Raw genomic sequence first — 18,990 nt, 5'->3', positions numbered from 1 at the left:
GGTTGATTTTTATTTTTATAGAGCAGCCGTTTTTTGGCGTAGTTCGATACGGCGAATTTTACCGGAAGTTGTTTTCGGTAATTCTTTTAGGAACTCAATGCTACGTGGATATTTATACGGTGCAGTTAACGTTTTCACATGCTCCTGAAGCTCCTTAATTAGTGACTCTTCATCGGCTCCCTGATAGCTTTCCTTTAAAACAATATACGCTTTTACGATGCTACCACGAATTTCGTCTGGCGCAGCGACAACAGCACATTCTTGTACCGCTTCATGCTTGTTTAGTGCATCTTCCACTTCAAATGGTCCAATCGTATATCCAGAAGAAATGATAATGTCATCACCACGTCCTTCAAACCAGAAGTAGCCCTCTGCATCATAGCTTGCTTGGTCCCCAGTAATGTACCAGTCACCACGGAAAGCAGCCTGAGTGCGCTCGCGGTCGCGATAGTATTCTTTAAATAGAGCTGGACAAGACTTGTGCACAGCAATATCGCCTACTTCTCCTGGTGCTACTACTTCCCCGTTTTCATCAATAATTTTTACGTTATTGCCTGGTGTTGGTCGTCCCATCGAGCCTGGGCGTAATTCCATATTTTGCATTGTTCCGATTAACAATGTATTTTCTGTTTGGCCATAACCATCCCGCACTTTTAAGTTAAATAACTTCATAAATGTATCAATGACTGGGCGATTTAGTGGTTCCCCTGCTGAAACAGCACTTCGAAGGGAGGATAAATCATACTCGTTTAAGCTGTCAAGTTTCGCCATAATACGGTATTCAGTTGGTGTACAACATAGCACATGAATTTTTTCATCTTGAATAAGTTGGAGGTATTTCTCTGCTTCAAACCCTCCGTAATACACGAAAGCTGTTGCCCCTAACATAATTGTTGATAGGAACGGACTCCAAATCCACTTTTGCCAACCTGGAGCAGCCGTTGCCCAAACGAGATCTCCTTCATGGACACCTAACCAATTAGAAGCAGCTGTACGTACATGAGCATAGCCCCAACCATGAGAATGTACAACGCCTTTAGGTTTGCCAGTAGTACCCGATGTATAAGAAAGGAATGCCATATCATCTCTTAAAGTAGGAGCAGCTTCAAATTCAGTACTTTGTTGTGCTGCTAGTGTATTTAAATTTGTCCAACCTTCCTCTTCTTCACCAATAATTAATTTTAATACAGGATTAGCACCTTGGATTTTATTTACTTCAGTAGTAAATGCATCATAAGCAATGACTGCTTTTGCTGAAGCATGTTCAATACGATACTCTAAATCACTTGCTCTTAACATTTCAGAACAAGCAATCGGTACAATGCCAGCCTTTAAGCAGGCTAAATATACATTGTAAGCCTCTGGTAATCGAGGTACGATGATTAACACGCGATCCCCACGTTCAATATTTAACGATGTTAAAGCATTAGCATATTGATTCATATTTTCAATCAGTTGTTTATATGAAATGATGCGTCGATTACCCGTTGCATCAATCCAACGAATGGCTTGACGATTTTCATCTTTTTTATACTTCTCCAGCTCTTCGGTAATATTGTATTGCTCTGGTGCAAGTAAATTTACTTTTACATTTGTCTCTGTCATAAAAATCCTCCTTAGTCCATTCCAATTCGATATTTCTGAATATTAAATTTATTAAAGCTTGATATTTATTGTACACATCATAGTAAAATAAGGTCAAGAGAAAATTGGTATAATGTAGAATTATATAAACATAATTTAGAATTATAGTGTTATTGAAAAATATTTAAGGGTGTATATTTCTTACGCAGAAGACATTGAAATAAAAAATCAGAAAATCCTTGCTTTACTCGAAAAGCGGCTGTATAATTTTCAATGTACTTAAGCTTGATAGAGTAAATTAAAATAATAGCGTTCCGAAGTAGCTCAGTGGTAGAGCAACCGGCTGTTAACCGGTTGGTCGTAGGTTCGAGTCCTACCTTCGGAGCCATTTTTTTTTGCCTTTTTTTATATCCTTCATAAGCCTTTCTCCATTTTCTACACAGATGAAATAGATGATCCCTTTCTAATAAACTTCATTTTATTTACATATTTTATTAATATTTCTCCACTTACTATCATATACTAATTATTGCTTGCATAAATAGAATGTAAAGACATGTGTAATAACAATTATTTTGGAATAATTTAATGTATGTTATATCTTCTATTCGAATTATTCGGGAGGGGAATTACTTAGAAAAAAAACGAAAAAACGAGAATAATATATTGTAAAATAATCGAAAAATGTATTTATTTTTAAAATATAGATTGACAAAGTTATTTTAGATAAAGTAATATTCAGGAAAATATAGTAAGTTAAAATGGTTTCGGTTTCGACCAAATAAAGGGGGAGTTTTAATGGAGCCTATTTTAGAGATTGAAAATGTCTCTTTGCAATTTGGTGGCGTTAAAGCGTTAGATAGCGTCACGTACCATATAAACCAAGGTGAGATATTTTCACTTATTGGTCCTAATGGAGCTGGAAAGACGAGTATGTTAAATTGCATTAGTGGATTATATCAGCCGACAACTGGCTCCATTCGTTACAAAGGGCAAGAGATTATCAATATGAAACCGTATAATCGAACGACGCTCGGTATGGCGCGTGCCTTCCAAAATATTGCCTTATTTGCACATATGTCAGTGCTTGATAATTTAAAGCTTGGCAGACATTCTCTGATGAATTCAGGGATTATTGACGGAGGCTTTTACGTAGGGAAAGCTTCCAAAGAAGAAATTCAACATCGCCAAAAGGTAGAGGAAGTAATTGAGTTTTTAGAATTGCAGGATATACGCCATACGCCAGTAGGTACGCTATCGTACGGACTACAAAAACGCGTGGAAGTTGGGCGAGCATTAGCGCTTAATCCGGAGCTAATTCTATTAGATGAGCCAATGGCAGGTATGAATAATGCTGAAAAGGATATGATGTCTCGATTCATACTAGATATGCATGAGGTGATGGGAACGACAGTAGTGTTGATTGAACACGACTTAGGGGTCGTAATGAGCTTGTCAGATCACATCGCCGTGTTGGATTTTGGAAAGCTGATTGGATTTGGGACACCAAAAGAAATACAGCAAAATCCAGATGTTATTAAAGCATATATCGGTGAAGAAACCGTTATTTAAGGGGGAGAGACTGAATGGTCATTCATAAAACATTGCCTACTCTGTTAGCAGAACGAGCAAAAAATGAGCCAAATGCAGTTGCGCTAAGGCAAAAACATTTAGGTATATGGAATGAAGTTACGTGGCAAGATTATTTGAAAAATGTCGAATTGTTAGCAGTTACACTATCGTATGAGCTTGGATTTCAAAGTGGTGAAACACTGGCCATTATTGGTGAAAATCGACCACAATGGCTATATGCTCAAATGTCGGCACAGTTACTTGGGGGAATTTCAGTAGGGATTTATCAAGAATCTTTATCCGATCAAGTTGAATTTTACTTGAATGATTGTAAAGCGAGAATTGTCATTGTTGAAGACCAAGAACAAGTAGATAAATTACTAGAAATAGAGGCTAAAATTCCGCTTGTTGAGCACATTATTTATTACAACAAGCAAGGATTACGTCATTATAAGCATCATAAACTCATTTTTTTAGACGATTTAATGGAAAAAGGGGAAGCTTTGTTAAAGAGTAACGCCAATTTTTATGAAGAACAGGCAAGAGACCTTGATACACATAGCCCAGCTGTCATTGCATATAGCGCAGCAACATCGGGGAGACCTAAAGGGGCCGTTCTGACACATTTTAACTTAATTAATGCAGCGAAAAATTTAAGTGAACTGGAGGACATGAAGAAAAAAGACGACTACTTCTCATTCTTGCCATTGTCATGGGTTAATGAAAAAGTCGTGAGTACCGTTGTTCCATTACTTATTGGATTCGTTGTTAATTTCCCTGAAAAGCCGCATACAGTAATGGTCGATTTACGAGAGATCGGACCACAAACATTGCTTGCACCACCTCGTGTCTACCAGTCGTTAATGTCGAATTTTGAGATTCGTATGGAAGGTGCTAGTTGGTTTAAAAGAAAAGTATATAACCTCTTTAAAAAGTATGGGGATAAAAAAGCGGTGGCTGATGCAAATAATCAAATATTATCAGGCATCGATAAATTGATGTACTTTTTAGGGGATGCCATTATTTTTAGTGCTATTCGTGATCATTTAGGACTAGCGCGACTGAGAAGAGCGTATGTCGCAGGGGCAGCACTACAATCAGATGCATTCCATTTCTATCATAGTATTGGTGTGAATTTAAAACAGACATATGGTGGTACAGAGGTTGCAGGGATTGCATTTGTTCAGCCGGATCGCCAAATTAAGGCGGGGAGCTCTGGTGTACCGATACCGAATACAGAAGTGAAAATCGGAGAAGACGGCGCGATTTACATGAAAAATAATGCTATTTTCTCTGCATATTTGCATGAGGAAGATCAAAAAGAAGTAATTGATGGTTGGTTATGTTTAGGGGATAACGGTTATCTCGATGAGCAAGGACACCTTCACATTTTAGACCGCAAAGAAGATATTATTACGAATACAGCTGGTGAAGTTATTTATCCAAGATTAGTAGAAAACGAGTTAAAATCAAGTCCTTATATTCAAGAAGCCGTGTGCCTCGGTAAAGATAAGCCATATATGACAGCTATTTTAAATATTGATATGAATAGCGTCGGTCGATGGGCAGATAAAAACCGCATTGTATATACAGAATATTCAGACCTCTCAAGAAATCCGAAAGTTGTTGAATTAATTGAACAACAAGTAGAACAGTTAATGAGTAAATTACCACAGCACAATCGAGTGAAAAAGTTCTCCATTTTACACAAACAATTTACCGCAGATCAAGGTGAGCTAACACGTACGTTAAAAATTCGCAGAAACTTTGTTGAACAGAAATATAAAGCGTTAATTGATGGCATGTACTCGGATACGCAGGAAGTATCAATCGCTAATTCACACACTGAATCAGTGGAGGAAAAAGTGAGTCTTCGTGTTATTCAATTAAAACTGAAGCAAGGGGTGGCATGATGACGTTTTTTTTACAGATGCTTAGTAACGGAATCGTAGTAGGGAGTATCTATGGATTAGTAGCGCTCGGATTTGTTCTTATTTATAGAGCGAGTGGAGCACTGAACTTAGCAAATGGTGAATTTGTTATTATTGGTCCGTATGTTTGTTTAGTCATCATGACAGTTTACGAAGTACCGTTTATCTTTGCGCTACTTCTAACACTAATATTTAGTGCAATACTAGGGCTGGTAGTAGAGCGATTAGTTGTAAGACCGCTACAAAATGCACCGACCATTTCAGTAATTATGGCGACGATTGGTTTATCGAGCTTGTTAGCTGGTGCAGTGCATATGATTTGGGGGCATTCAACGCGTGTATTCCCGCCAAATGTATTTCCATCAACACCATTAAAAATGGGTGGCGTCATTATCACACCCGTATACCTATGGTCATTTATCGTAGTCATTGCCCTACTCATTGCTTTCTCATTATTCTTCAAATTTTCGAAGATCGGAATTGCTATGCGTGCAGTAGCAGAAGATCATGCAGCAGCCTCTTCTATGGGCATTAGCGTTAAGTTTATTTATGCAATGACATGGATGATTGCATCGATTGTAGCAGCAATTGGTGGTGTACTATTAGGAAATATTAGCGGTGTTAGTCCGACAATGTCAGCAATTGGTTTAACTGTATTACCAGTAGTAATTCTAGGTGGTTTAGATAGCGTTCTAGGTGCAATTGTTGGTGGTTTCCTAATTGGTATTCTACAAAATATTGCGGGTGGTTATTTAGATCCATTAGTAGGTGGTGGCGTGAAGGACGTTGTACCGTTCATCATCGTGCTATTAATCTTAATGTTAAAGCCACATGGGTTATTTGGTAGCAAAGGCATAGAGAGGGTGTGATTGGGTGAGGAATTTATTTGTTCGAGAAAGTGGAAACTACAAAACGTCTTATGTGAATGATATGAAATTATTTGGAACGACGGCCGAAAAGGTGAAAATGACAATCATCGTAGCCATTATTCTGCTTGTTCCGCTCATTGCATCAAATTATTGGGTAGGATTACTAACGCTATGTGCTATCGCAGCAATTGGTGCAATTGGTCTTAATATTTTAACTGGATTTACGGGACAGATTTCGATTGGTGTAGGTGCCTTTTTAGGCGTAGGCGGTTATACATCGGCTATTATTACATCGACTTTTGGACTAAGCTTTTGGATTTCGCTACCGTTAGCAGGTCTTATAACGGCTATTATTGGTGGTATTTTCGGGTTACCAGCGTTACGTTTAAAAGGATTGTACTTAGCAATCGCTACATTAGCGGCACAAGTAATTATTTTATTTGTTATTAGTCGCTGGGATAGTGTGACAGGTGGTACAGCCGGAATGGTACTGAGTCGTCCAGAAATCGGTCCATTTAAATTCAGTACAAATACTTCATATTATTACCTATCTGTTATTGTACTGTTCTTAACGATTTTATATGCTACAAATTTATTGAGAACACGAGTAGGACGAGCGTTTTTAGCTATTCGCGATCGCGATATTGCAGCACAAATTATGGGTATCAATTTATTCCAATATAAAGTGTTAGCTTTTGCCGTTAGCTCATTTTTCGTAGGTATTGCGGGGGCTTTACTTGCCCATTACACAATGATTGTAAGTCCAGAAAATTATAGTATTGGTATTTCGATTGAATACTTAGCGATGATTTTAATTGGTGGCTTAGGAAGTGTATTTGGCTCCATTTTAGGTGCTGTATTCATCACGCTTTTACCTGTATTTTTAAGCTCGGCAGTAGATGTTTTATCGACGATTATGCCGTCGATGTATCAGCTGTTCTCAGCATTTAAGGAGTTTGTTTTCGGTTTAGCAATTATCCTGTTTTTAATTTTTGAACCAGGTGGCTTAGCTCATATTTGGCTGAATATTAAAAAGTATTTTAAATTATGGCCATTTTCTTATTAAGTCATCCACTGTTCAAGATTAAATAAATAAATACATTTATCACAACAAGGGGGAATTTTTGTGAAGAAAAGAGGCAGTAAGTATTTATGGATGTTAATGGGGGCGCTATTGTTGCTTGTTTTAGCAGCATGTTCGTCAGACGACGCATCTACAGACAGCGATGTAGATAGCTCAAGTGGTTCAGATGGAGACAATGGGAATCGTACGGTTGTCATTGGGGGGCTATATGATATTACAGGCGGTACTGGTGATGTAGGAACTCCATACGCTGAAGGGGAAAAAGCGTATTTTGAGTATATTACGGAAAATAACTTGGTTGAAGGATTAAACTTAAAATTAGTAGGTAAGGATTATGCTTACCAAATTCCAGAAGCACAAAAAATTTATCAAGAGTTACGTGATAAAGAAAATGTATCGGCTGTACTTGGTTGGGGAACTGGTGATACAGAAGCGTTACGTCAACAAGTGGCAACGGATGAATTACCATACTTCTCAGCTTCTTATTCAGAAAACTTAAAAAATTTAGAAGAAAGTCCATTTAACTTCTTAATTGCAGCTTCTTATTCTGATCAAGGGCGCGCTATTTTAAAATGGATTAAAGAAAACCATGAAGGTGACAATCCAACAGTAGCGTTACTATACAATGATACAGCGTTTGGTCGCTCACCAGTTGAAGATATTAAAGCGTATGGTAAAGAAATTGGTGTTGAAATTGTGGATGAGCAAGTAATTGATGTGAAGGCGACAGAAGCCCAATCTCAATTATTAAATATGGAAAAGAAAAATCCAGACTACGCAATTATTCAACAAACTTGGAATGCTACAGCTACGATTTTACGTGATGCTAAAACATTAGGCATTGATACGCAATTCTTTGGCTTAAACTGGGCAACTGGTGAAGGTGTGATTGATATTGTAGGTGCTGATGTTGCAGAAGGTTACAAAGGTATTTTAGGACATGCTTTCCCATATGAAGATTTTGCGGGAATGGCAGATATTAAAAAATACTTAGAGTCAAAAGGAAAAACAATTGAAGATATTAACCAAAAGTTCGTTCAAGGTTGGAGTGCAGCAAAAGTAATGGTAGCAGGTATTCAAGCTGCTGCTGAAAAACATCCTGATGGTGATTTAACAGGTACTCAAATTCGTGAAGGTTTAGAGTCTTTACAAGATTTCGATTTAGGTGGTTTAGGTGCAAATTTAACATTTAGCGCGGACAACCATGCTGGTACTGAAAAAGTACGTTTAGGTGTGGTGAAAAACGGTAAGTGGGAGCAGTTAGAAGACTACTTTAGCTACAAAGATTAATATGTATAAACGGTAACTGATGGAAGGGTGGCTTACATGCTCCAAGTAAATAATTTAGAAGTTGTTTATCAAAAAATTATTTTAGCTTTAAAAGGGATGTCACTCCATGTACCAGAAGGGAAAATCGTCGCTTTACTTGGTAGTAACGGAGCCGGTAAGTCGACGACATTGAAGTCCATTTCAGGTCTGCTTGCTGGTGAAGGCGGTCAAATTACAGATGGGACAATTGAGTTCCAAGGAAAGAAAATCAACGGAGTGACAGCGGATGCACTTGTTAAACAAGGGATTTTCTTAAGTATGGAAGGGCGACGTATTTTTAAAGACTTAACGGTTGAAGAAAATTTAATGGCAGGTGCGTACACGCGCAAAGACCGCTCTAACATCAAAGCAGATATTGAAAAAATATACGGCTATTTCCCAAAACTGAAAATGTTACAATCTCGAAAAGCCGGGTTTTTATCTGGTGGTGAACAGCAAATGTTAGCTATTGGTCGAGGATTGATGGCTAAGCCGAAGCTACTATTACTAGATGAACCTTCATTGGGGATTGCGCCATTACTCGTAAAAGAAATCTTCCAAAATATTAAAAAGATTAATGAAGAAGAAGGGATGTCTATACTAGTAGTTGAGCAAAATGCAAATGTTGCCTTATCCATTGCACATTACGGCTATATTATGGAAAATGGTCGAGTAGTGATGCAGGGAGATGCAGCTAGCTTATTATCCAATACAGAGATTAGTGAGCATTATTTAGGCATCGGGAAAGAAGAAGAGAAAAACTATAAGGAAGCAAAATCTTATAGACGACGTCAACGTGTAGTGTGGTAAATACGCTTTTTATGATTAGGGAGGCTACCCATGTAGACAGGCCTCTCTATTCATAGAGAAAATTTAGAGGGATATGGGGAGAGCTTCCCTATTCCTCTTATTGTGTTTTTTATAAAAGTAAGTACTTAATATATGTAGAAACTCATAACGAAATGATTGTAGATATGTGACAAAGAAGATGGTAGGGCAAAGGCAGGTTTTGTACGTGGCCATTTAATTTAAAAATAGTTATAAAAAATACTTGCGAAGTATAAAAAACGATGATAATATAAGTCTTGTCTTATTCAGAAAAAATTAGCAAATGGGCCCGTTGGTCAAGTGGTTAAGACACCGCCCTTTCACGGCGGTAACACGGGTTCGAATCCCGTACGGGTCACCACTTAATAAAATAATGTATAACACTTTACCTGAACATGGAGGATTAGCTCAGCTGGGAGAGCACCTGCCTTACAAGCAGGGGGTCGGCGGTTCGAGCCCGTCATCCTCCACCATAAGTGTTATATGCTGGAGGGGTAGCGAAGTGGCTAAACGCGGCGGACTGTAAATCCGCTCCTTCGGGTTCGGCGGTTCGAATCCGTCCCCCTCCACCATCTTTTATAAAATGATTGGGGTATAGCCAAGCGGTAAGGCAACGGATTTTGATTCCGTCATGCCTAGGTTCGAATCCTAGTACCCCAGCCATTTTTTTATTTGTCCTGTAAATAGTAGCAGGCAAGAAGATTGATATCCTTCATACCTTATGTATTATTTAATAAAACAATCCGATCCTTTACTCCGTATGAGTAAAGGATTTTTTTCTAATACGATAGTAACTTGAAATATGAAAGTGGAAAACTTTACAATAAAGTAGACTGGCACAATTTGTTTTTGAGCCATTTTTTCAAAAAACATTTTGTTATAATAAAAGTGAAACTTTATTGGACGTGGAACGTAAATCATATAACAGAAGGTGGAGAGGGTAGACAATGGATGCGTTGGTGAATAAAAGAATAAAGCAAGTGCTTAAAGGTGATCAAAACGCATATGCAGACATTGTGAACCTCTATCAGCACAAATTGTACCAAATATGTTACCGGATGCTCGGTAATAAACAAGAGTCAGAAGATATCGCACAAGAAGCGTTCGTACGTGCCTATATTAATTTACATTCTTATGACCAAAAAAGAAAATTTTCGACTTGGTTATACCGTATTGCAACGAATCTGTGTATCGATCGTATTCGAAAAAAGAAACCGGATTATTATTTAGATGCAGAGGTAGCAGGAACAGATGGGCTCGATATGTACTCGCAAATTGCAGCAGATGAACAATTACCGGAAGATGTTGTTGCGCAAATGGAATTGCAAGAACGTATTCAGTATGAAATTAGTCGATTACCCGATAAATATCGTTCAGTTATAGTGCTGAAATATATAGAAGAATTATCTCTTCAAGAGATTAGTGAAATTCTTGATATGCCACTAGGAACCGTAAAAACCCGAATTCACCGTGGTCGTGAAGCACTGCGAAAACAGCTAAACAATTTATAGGAGGAGATTCGCATGAGTACGTGTTCAAAACAGTATGTAGAATATATGCACGAGTACTTAGACGGGGATATTAGCCGTGAGCATGAACAGCAGTTAAAGAAGCATTTGCAAATGTGTGAAGAGTGTCAACAACATATGCACGAGCTTAGTGACACGATTGCGTTCATTAAGAGCGCTACCCACATTACGGCGCCTCCTAGATTTGAGGAAGATGTAATGAGTCGCTTACCAAAAAGAAAAAATACAGTAGGCATTCAGAGGTGGTTACGCAAACATCCGATCATTGTAGCTGCAGCCGTGTTTTTCTTATTTATGAGTGCAACATTATTAGGTAGTTATTCAAACGATAATCAATTCTCTGTGACGAAACAACCGAACTTAATTGTGGAGGGGGAAACGGTTATTGTACCTGCTGGAGAGGTCGTAAAAGGCGATATCGTCGTGAAAAACGGGACCATTGTGATTGAAGGAGAAGTAGATGGCAATGTAACGGTGATTAATGGCGATTACATGGCATCTACAGCAGTCGTAACAGGTCAAATCCAAGAGGTTGATGAAGTATTTGAGTGGCTTTGGTATGAGATGAAGCAAATATTTAATAGTTTTATTTCACTTTTTAAGTCTGAAAATAGTCATAATGAGAGCCAGGAATGATTATTCTTGGCTTTTTTCTTGTTGTTAAGGAAATGATAAAATTTCGCATTGTGGATAATGGTTGTTGAAAAGAGCATCTACGTCTAGGCGAAAGCGCCATCCCCTCGCGACGCTTCGACTCCCTCCTACGTGTGGCAAGCACACTTGTCGGGATTCTCCAGCGCGTGTCGGGGATTAGCAGGCGCTTTAGCGCTTTTGTTCTAATACAGGGAACCATTTAACAAAAAATGACGTTCTATAGAAAATGAAGAAGTCTACTCGATTGGGTAGACTTTTTGCTCTCTAAAAAGTCAATCATTACACAAATATGATATACTTTAAAGTGTATATGTATTAGCTAGAAAAGTGGGGGATGCCACATGCAAATAATCGAACAATTTACAGATTTGACACCTGTAAATGTTGTTTTTAGCTTTTTGGACGTACTGCTTGTTTGGTACGTGATTTATAAAACGTTAACCCTCATTAAAGGAACGAAAGCCGTTCAATTATTAAAAGGGATATTTGTCATTATCATCGCAAAAATTGCGACTGAAATCTTTGGGCTTAATACCCTTGATTGGCTACTAGAAGAGATTATTGATTGGGGTTTCCTAGCGATTATCATTATCTTCCAGCCAGAAATTCGTCGTGCACTTGAGCAACTTGGACGAGGAAAGTTATTCCAACGCACGACAAATCAGCAAGATGAAGAACAAACCCGCCTAATCGAAGCGATGAAGAAATCTGTGAGCTATATGGCGAAGCGTCGTATTGGTGCACTGATCTCCATTGAAAAAGAAACAGGTTTAACAGAGTATATTGAAACAGGCATCAAAATGAATGCGGATATGTCGTCCGAATTACTCATTAATATCTTCATTCCGAATACACCGCTCCATGATGGGGCAGTCATTATGCAAAAGGACAAAATTACAGCGGCTGCTTGTTATTTACCTTTGTCGGAAAGTGCCTTTATCTCCAAAGAACTTGGGACGCGTCACCGAGCGGCCCTTGGGTTAAGTGAGGTAACGGATGCCATTGTCATTATTGTGTCAGAAGAGACAGGTGCGATTAGTATTGCATTCGACGGTAAAATTGACCGTAACTTAACGATTGATGAGTTTACGGTAAAGTTACGTAAACTATGGTTTGGGTCTGAACAAGAGTCCAACTTAAACTTAGCCTCTAAGTTGAATTGGGGAGGTAAGAAGAATGGATAGAGTGTTTAACAGTGTTTGGGCACTGCGAATTGTTGCTCTAGTGTTATCGCTAGCCTTATTCTTATATGTCAAATCAGAACTGGAGACGGCAGGACGTGAAGCAGCCCCTTCCGATGAAGTCGATGTTTTATATAATGTGCCACTTGAAGTGTATTATGATGATGAGGACTTAATCGTCACAGGGGTACCGGAAACGGTAAATGTCACAATTAGTGGAAATTCGAAGCTGATTAGACAAGCAAAAATCACGCAAGATTATGTTGTATTCGTTGATTTAAATTCACTGATGATTGGTGAGCATCATGTAACCATTCAAAATGAAGGCTTCTCAGAAAAATTAAAAGTCTCGATTGATCCAGGCGCACTAAATATTTCGATAGAAGAGCGTGTAACACGTGAATTCCGAGTAGAACCAGAAATGAATAAACGCCTCATTGCAGAAGACTACGACTTAAAGGGTATGACTGTTGACCCAACCACAGTCGTAGTTACTGGTGCTAAAAGTGCTATTGAAAATATTAGTTATGTGAAGGCAACGGTAACTGGTGAGCAAGGTATTAAAAATTCCTTCCAGCAAGAAGCGAATGTAAAAGTGTTAAACGCTGAGCTGAATCGTCTTGATGTTGCTGTTCAACCGGAAAAAGTGAAGGTAAAAGTAGAAATTGAAGAATATAGTCGTGATGTACCGATTAAAATTAAACAAATAGGGCAATTGAAAGAAGGTATTTCCATAGAGAAGCTTTCGGTTGAGCCAGTGAAATTAAAAGTGTATGGGAAAAAAGCAGTGATTGACGAGTTAAAGGAATTAGTCGTAGAATTTGACGTGTCAGACTTAGAAGAGTCCGGATCGTATGAAGGGAAAATAAAAGTACCAGAAAAGGTGACGGCGGAAGAAAATTCCGTTATCATTCATGCGGATGTTAAGAAAGAGTTAGTAGAGACTGCTGACGAGTCGACAGAGGTTGGGACAGGTCAGCAAGCAGAGGATAGTACTGAGTAATTGGCTGTGCATTTGCCAAACGGAAAATTCCTATAAAGATGGTCATAGCCATAACAACAGGGATGTCTAGTATTGAAGGAGAGAATAAAATGGGTAAATATTTCGGAACAGATGGCGTCCGTGGAGTCGCTAATAGTGAATTGACGCCGGAGTTTGCATTCAAACTTGGACGTGTTGGAGGATACGTATTAACGAAAGATGCAAAAGAACGCCCGAAAGTTTTAATTGGACGAGACACACGTATTTCTGGTGAAATGTTAGAGGGAGCATTAGTTGCAGGTCTTCTATCAATTGGAGCAGAAGTCATGCGCTTAGGCGTAATTAGTACACCGGGTGTTGCCTATCTGACACGTGTCATGAATGCACAAGCAGGTGTTATGATTTCAGCATCACATAATCCAGTAGAAGATAACGGTATTAAGTTTTTTGGTCCAGATGGCTTTAAACTAACAGATGATCAAGAAGCAGAAATTGAAAGTTTACTTGATGCAGAAGAAGATACATTACCACGTCCAACAGGTGGCGATATCGGTTCAGTAACTGATTATTTTGAAGGTGGACAAAAATATATTTCCTATTTAAAACAAACAGTAGATGAGGAATTCCTAGGTATTCATGTAGCACTAGACTGTGCACATGGTGCAACAAGTCAGCTTGCTACACACTTATTTGCTGATTTAGAAGCCGATATTTCAACAATGGGTGCTTCACCAGACGGCTTAAACATTAATGATGGTGTTGGTTCAACACATCCAGAAAAGCTCGCTGATTTTGTATTAGAGCGTGGGGCAGATATTGGTCTTGCGTTTGATGGTGATGGTGACCGTTTAATCGCCGTAGATGAAAGAGGTCAAATTGTTGATGGCGATCAAATTATGTTCATTATCGGAAAATACTTGCATGCGAAAGGGCGCCTGAAAAAGGGAACCGTTGTATCGACTGTGATGAGTAATATGGGCTTCTATAAAGCATTAGAAGCAAACGAGATGACAAGTGTGCAAACAGCTGTTGGCGACCGTTATGTAGTCGAGGAAATGCGTGCAAACGATTATAATCTTGGCGGTGAGCAATCCGGTCACATTGTATTTTTAGATTTTAATACAACGGGTGACGGTTTACTAACAGGGATTCAATTAGTAAATATTATGAAAGTAACAGGTAAGCGTCTATCAGAGCTTGCAAGCGAGATGACGATCTTCCCCCAAAAGCTTGTCAATGTACGTGTGACGGACAAGCATGCCGTAACACAAAATGACCGTATTGCTGCTGTCATTGCAGCAGTGGAAGCGGAGATGGCAGGCAATGGGCGTGTATTAGTACGACCTTCTGGTACAGAGCCACTTGTACGTGTTATGGTAGAAGCCTCTACTGTTGTTGCTTGTGAAGAATACGTGAACCGCATTGCAACTGTCGTAAAAGCTGAAATGGGCTTAACTGAATAGATACTACAATAAAACCGTCTTTTCTGTAGGAAGGGCGGTTTTCCTTATGAGAAATGAGTAGATTTTAGGCCCACAAACATACACGCCAAGGCAACTCATCAGGCAGTATGGCATATACTAGTATCAATCGCCAAAAGAAATTAAGGCTGTATACCCCCTGTAGATAGAAGAAAACTTGTTTACAAGAAGCAATAATTTTACGCTAGTATGTCATATACTAGCGCATTTATCCCGCATTAACGGGCATTAAGACTCCCACCTCAAGGCTTAAGAAAAATCGAGAAGTATAGGTGGGAGATCAACTGGCCGTAAAAGCCCGATTGGTTCAACTAACAATCAGTGGAGGGTGAGGGCCGACTAAAATACGTCACATCCGTGTGACGACGTCGGCATTAGCACGTCCTGTACGTCAAAACCCCCACTGATTGAAGTTTCACTTTATTTTTGGCGATGATTTGACGAATGTACTTGTTTTATGTATGATGAGTATGCTTGCAAAAGATTGTTAGTAAATTCCAAGATAATGATATGTGTAAGCATGCGCGATTAAAGGAGGATGGAAGACGCGCAATAGAAGTACAAAGGAAAACAATGATAGCGCCTGAGCTAAGGAAATCGGACGGCAAAGTAATCCTTAGTTGACGAGGTGGAGGTTTATCGAAAATTCGGCGGATGCCTCCCGACCGCAAGTGCCCGGTTGTTATATTCGTTTTAAAACAGCAAAGCAATTTGCTGCACAGAGAAACGAATCGGCACACATAAAAAATAATAAAAATAAGCTACAGCGCTCGTAATATAATCGTTAGTCAGAACGATTTTTTAGCGGATACGTAATCTGCATAAGAAAAAGCAGGATAGAAATTTAAGCATGCTTTTCGACATGGGCTTACGCGTAGTTTAGTTTCGCATTGTCTTTTTCTATAGAAAGTTTCGGATTTTTGATTTTTCTGTTCGAAGTTTGTGCATTATAAATATAATTGATGTATGGGAGTAGAGAGAAAAGGCTTATTTTGTTGTTGCTAAATACGTGCCGTTGTAGCGAACGGAGGATTTATTTTATGTGTGGAATTGTAGGATATAACGGATTATTAGATGCAAAGGAAATTTTGCTAAAAGGATTAGAGAAATTAGAGTATCGTGGGTACGATTCAGCCGGTATTGCTGTTCACAATGAAGACGGTGTCACAATTTTCAAGGAAAAGGGCCGAATTGCAGATCTTCGTAATGCAGTAAACGATGATGTGATGGCACATATCGGAATCGGTCATACACGCTGGGCAACACATGGTGTACCGAATAAATTAAATGCACACCCGCACCAATCAGTGTCAGGTCGTTTTACACTTGTACACAACGGGGTCATTGAAAACTATCACTTACTGAAAAAAGCGTATTTAAAAGGCATTCAGCTGCAATCAGATACAGATACAGAAGTCATTGTGCAGTTAATTGATTTGTTTTCAAAAGAAGGATTATCGACGGTAGAGGCATTTCGAAAAACATTAAGCCTTGTACACGGTTCTTATGCATTAGCGCTACTTGATAACGAGGATACAGGCACAATTTATGTGGCGAAAAATAAATCACCTTTACTAGTCGGGGTTGGTGATAGCTTTAATGTCGTTGCTTCAGATGCCATGGCGATGCTACAAGTGACAGACTTATTCATCGAGCTTCATGATAAAGAAGTAGTCATTGTGAAAAAGGAAAGTGTTGAAATTTCAACGCTAGACGGTCGCAAAGTAGAGCGTAAGCCGTTCAAGGCAGAGTTAGATGCAAGTGATATTGAAAAGGGCACATACCCGCACTATATGTTAAAGGAAATGGATGAGCAGCCAGGCGTTGTGCGTAAAATCATCCAAGCATACGAACAAGACGGTGAACTAGCGATTAATGCAGACATTTTAACGGCATTACAAGCAGCAGACCGCATTTATATTATTGCAGCAGGCACAAGCTACCATGCAGGGCTTGTTGGAAAAGAATACTTTGAGAAAATTGCGGGTATTCCAGTAGAAGTACACATTTCAAGTGAGTTCGGCTATAACATGCCGCTTCTTTCTGAGAAACCATTATTCATCTTCATTTCACAATCTGGCGAAACAGCGGATAGTCGCCAAGTACTTGTGAAAATTACAGAGTTGGGTCATCCAACATTAACGGTAACGAATGTACCAGGTTCAACGCTTTCTCGTGAAGCAGACTATACACTTTTATTACATGCAGGTCCTGAGATTGCCGTTGCTTCTACGAAAGCGTATGTAGCACAAATTGCTGTGCTGGCGATTGCTGCTTATGTCACAGGGAAAGCGCGCGGCAAAGCGATTGACTTTGACTTAAAGCAAGAACTTGCGATTGCCGCAAACGGTATTCAGTCTATTGTTGATTCAAAAGAAGTGATGGAAGAAATCGCAGAAGATTATTTAAAAATCGCACGCAACGCATTTTTCATCGGTCGTAACGTGGACTTCTGTGTCAGCTTAGAAGGCGCATTGAAGCTAAAAGAAATTTCATATATTCAAGCAGAAGGTTTTGCCGGCGGTGAGCTTAAGCACGGTACAATTGCGCTCATCGAGGAAGGCACGCCAGTCTTTGCCATTGTTACACAAGAGCAAGTCGCACTCAACATTCGTGGGAATGTTAAAGAAGTTGTAGCACGTGGCGCCAATGCATGTATTATCGCGATGGAAGGCATGGAGGAAGAAGGCGACACGCTCATCATCCCGCGTGTTCACCCATTATTAACACCATTAGTATCGGTTGTCCCATTACAGCTTATCAGCTACTATGCCGCTCTACACCGCCGCTGCGACGTCGATAAACCGCGGAATTTAGCCAAGTCGGTGACGGTTGAATAGTGCTAGGGTAATTTTATAAAAAATTTGTAGGTTTGAAATAAAGTTGCGATGTTTATAAAAAAGATACGATGTTTTGAATAAAGTTGCACCGTTTTACCCCTTTGGATATTTTTGTCTAAAGGGGTGTTTTTATGTCTAAAAGAAGAAGAGTCAAAGATAGTTAAATCATCTTCAATTAATCTTATAGTTAAATCAATGTTATTATAGAATGGTTAAGTAGTTTAAACGATAATCTAAAAAAAATTGAATTGGGAAACACATTGCAGTTATATAATTAATTCACTGATGAGAGTATTTACTAGTGGCTAACTAGTTAACAATTGAAAGAAGGTATAGTATGAAAATTGATATTCCAAAAATTCCATTAGATTTAACTGAGAGAAATTTTAGTGATATTTTTTATGAAGAGGACCCTATACATGAAATGTGTATAATTACCGGCTCAGATTTCACAAATGAATCTGTAGATAGAGTACAGCTATATAGTTCAGTAATAAAAAATTGCACGTTCACTAATACAGATTTTAGTAATATTGATATTTTAGATGTTCGATTTGAAAATTGTGATTTATCTAATGTAAACTTGAGCAAATCTTCAATTCATAGAGTTGAATTTATTAATAGTAAATTACTTGGGAATAATTTTTCAGAAGCATCAATAGGAAATGTTAAATTCGAGAACTCGATTTTAAACATGTCTACCTTTGGAACTTCAAAGCTTGAAAAAGTTATATTTAAAGAGGTTTATTTGCAAAACGCTGACTTTTTTGATTGTAAACTTAAAAAAGTTGAATTTAAATTATGTAACATAAATGAAGCCAACTTTGAAGACACATCCCTAAAAGGAGTAGACATTAGTTCATCTAATTTTGATGCACTTACGGTTTCCGTAGATGATTTAAAAGGATGCATAGTATCAACAAATCAAGCTATACAATTTTCAACCCTAATGGGGTTAATTATCAAAGATTAGCATTACTGTTTAATTAGGTATTTTTATATGAAAAGAAAAAGGTTATGATGATAAGTCACGAGATTGAACACTTTAGAATAAACACAAAGAGAAGGAGTAAAACCCTTCTCTCAAACTATAGACAAAGCCAATTTTTCCGGCTTTGTCTATTATTTATAAAAAATTTGATAAGCA

At 38.5% G+C, this 18,990-nt stretch carries 14 protein-coding genes and 5 tRNA genes; 18 read left to right on the top strand and 1 reads right to left on the bottom strand.

What is annotated here, in order from left to right; all coding sequences use genetic code 11:
* Nucleotides 1–15: 15 nt before the first annotated feature.
* Nucleotides 16–1,605, bottom strand: a complete 1,590-nt coding sequence (gene mbcS, locus ACQQ2I_RS19545; RefSeq protein WP_431028405.1) for an acyl-CoA synthetase MbcS — start codon at nucleotides 1,603–1,605, stop codon at nucleotides 16–18.
* A 292-nt stretch (nucleotides 1,606–1,897) separates the two neighbouring features.
* Here mbcS and ACQQ2I_RS19540 point away from each other — a divergent pair.
* From ACQQ2I_RS19540 to ACQQ2I_RS19455, 18 genes are all read left to right on the top strand, one after another.
* Nucleotides 1,898–1,972 (top strand) — tRNA-Asn (locus ACQQ2I_RS19540).
* A 410-nt stretch (nucleotides 1,973–2,382) separates the two neighbouring features.
* Nucleotides 2,383–3,156, top strand: a complete 774-nt coding sequence (locus tag ACQQ2I_RS19535; protein ID WP_431028404.1) for an ABC transporter ATP-binding protein — start codon at nucleotides 2,383–2,385, stop codon at nucleotides 3,154–3,156.
* Between the two features lie 14 nt (nucleotides 3,157–3,170).
* On the top strand, nucleotides 3,171–5,069 hold the full coding sequence (locus ACQQ2I_RS19530) for an AMP-dependent synthetase/ligase (RefSeq protein WP_431028403.1): 1,899 nt from the start codon (nucleotides 3,171–3,173) through the stop codon (nucleotides 5,067–5,069).
* On the top strand, nucleotides 5,069–5,956 hold the full coding sequence (locus ACQQ2I_RS19525; protein WP_431030556.1) for a branched-chain amino acid ABC transporter permease: 888 nt from the start codon (nucleotides 5,069–5,071) through the stop codon (nucleotides 5,954–5,956). Before ACQQ2I_RS19530 ends, ACQQ2I_RS19525 begins: the two co-directional genes overlap by 1 nt.
* 4 nt (nucleotides 5,957–5,960) lie before the next feature.
* Nucleotides 5,961–7,022: a branched-chain amino acid ABC transporter permease gene (locus ACQQ2I_RS19520; RefSeq protein ID WP_431028402.1), complete on the top strand. Its 1,062-nt coding sequence runs from the start codon at nucleotides 5,961–5,963 to the stop codon at nucleotides 7,020–7,022.
* Nucleotides 7,023–7,082: 60 nt separating this feature from the next.
* Nucleotides 7,083–8,330 carry an ABC transporter substrate-binding protein gene (locus ACQQ2I_RS19515; RefSeq protein WP_431028401.1) on the top strand — a complete coding sequence of 416 codons (1,248 nt, stop codon included), beginning with the start codon at nucleotides 7,083–7,085 and terminating at the stop codon, nucleotides 8,328–8,330.
* Between the two features lie 36 nt (nucleotides 8,331–8,366).
* Entirely contained in the window at nucleotides 8,367–9,158 is a 792-nt protein-coding gene (locus tag ACQQ2I_RS19510; protein ID WP_431028400.1) for an ABC transporter ATP-binding protein, read from the top strand.
* A 304-nt stretch (nucleotides 9,159–9,462) separates the two neighbouring features.
* A tRNA-Glu gene (locus ACQQ2I_RS19505) sits at nucleotides 9,463–9,537 on the top strand.
* 36 nt (nucleotides 9,538–9,573) lie between these two features.
* A tRNA-Val gene (locus ACQQ2I_RS19500) sits at nucleotides 9,574–9,649 on the top strand.
* 15 nt (nucleotides 9,650–9,664) lie between these two features.
* Nucleotides 9,665–9,748, top strand: a tRNA-Tyr gene (locus ACQQ2I_RS19495).
* A 16-nt stretch (nucleotides 9,749–9,764) separates the two neighbouring features.
* Nucleotides 9,765–9,839: transfer RNA gene (locus ACQQ2I_RS19490), tRNA-Gln, on the top strand.
* 284 nt (nucleotides 9,840–10,123) lie between these two features.
* Nucleotides 10,124–10,687 carry an RNA polymerase sigma factor SigW gene (gene sigW / locus ACQQ2I_RS19485; protein ID WP_391376549.1) on the top strand — a complete coding sequence of 188 codons (564 nt, stop codon included), beginning with the start codon at nucleotides 10,124–10,126 and terminating at the stop codon, nucleotides 10,685–10,687.
* Between the two features lie 12 nt (nucleotides 10,688–10,699).
* Nucleotides 10,700–11,341 carry a zf-HC2 domain-containing protein gene (locus ACQQ2I_RS19480; protein ID WP_431028399.1) on the top strand — a complete coding sequence of 214 codons (642 nt, stop codon included), beginning with the start codon at nucleotides 10,700–10,702 and terminating at the stop codon, nucleotides 11,339–11,341.
* Between the two features lie 359 nt (nucleotides 11,342–11,700).
* On the top strand, nucleotides 11,701–12,543 hold the full coding sequence (gene cdaA / locus ACQQ2I_RS19475; RefSeq protein ID WP_431028398.1) for a diadenylate cyclase CdaA: 843 nt from the start codon (nucleotides 11,701–11,703) through the stop codon (nucleotides 12,541–12,543).
* Complete coding sequence (locus ACQQ2I_RS19470) at nucleotides 12,536–13,543, top strand: CdaR family protein (protein WP_431028397.1); 1,008 nt, start codon at nucleotides 12,536–12,538, stop codon at nucleotides 13,541–13,543. The genes cdaA and ACQQ2I_RS19470 overlap by 8 nt, the downstream gene beginning before the upstream one ends.
* An 89-nt stretch (nucleotides 13,544–13,632) precedes the next feature.
* A complete protein-coding gene (gene glmM / locus ACQQ2I_RS19465; RefSeq protein WP_431028396.1) occupies nucleotides 13,633–14,985 on the top strand; it encodes a phosphoglucosamine mutase in 1,353 nt (450 codons plus the stop codon).
* Between the two features lie 1,058 nt (nucleotides 14,986–16,043).
* Complete coding sequence (glmS, locus tag ACQQ2I_RS19460) at nucleotides 16,044–17,843, top strand: glutamine--fructose-6-phosphate transaminase (isomerizing) (protein WP_431028395.1); 1,800 nt, start codon at nucleotides 16,044–16,046, stop codon at nucleotides 17,841–17,843.
* A gap of 337 nt (nucleotides 17,844–18,180) precedes the next feature.
* On the top strand, nucleotides 18,181–18,816 hold the full coding sequence (locus ACQQ2I_RS19455; RefSeq protein ID WP_431028394.1) for a pentapeptide repeat-containing protein: 636 nt from the start codon (nucleotides 18,181–18,183) through the stop codon (nucleotides 18,814–18,816).
* Nucleotides 18,817–18,990: the final 174 nt, after the last annotated feature.

Origin of the sequence: Lysinibacillus sp. LZ02 (genome assembly GCF_050613145.1) — a bacterium.
Lineage (GTDB): Bacteria > Bacillota > Bacilli > Bacillales_A > Planococcaceae > Lysinibacillus_B.
Note: the sequence above shows the minus strand (reverse complement) of the source record. Positions and strands in the feature narration are given on the sequence as shown.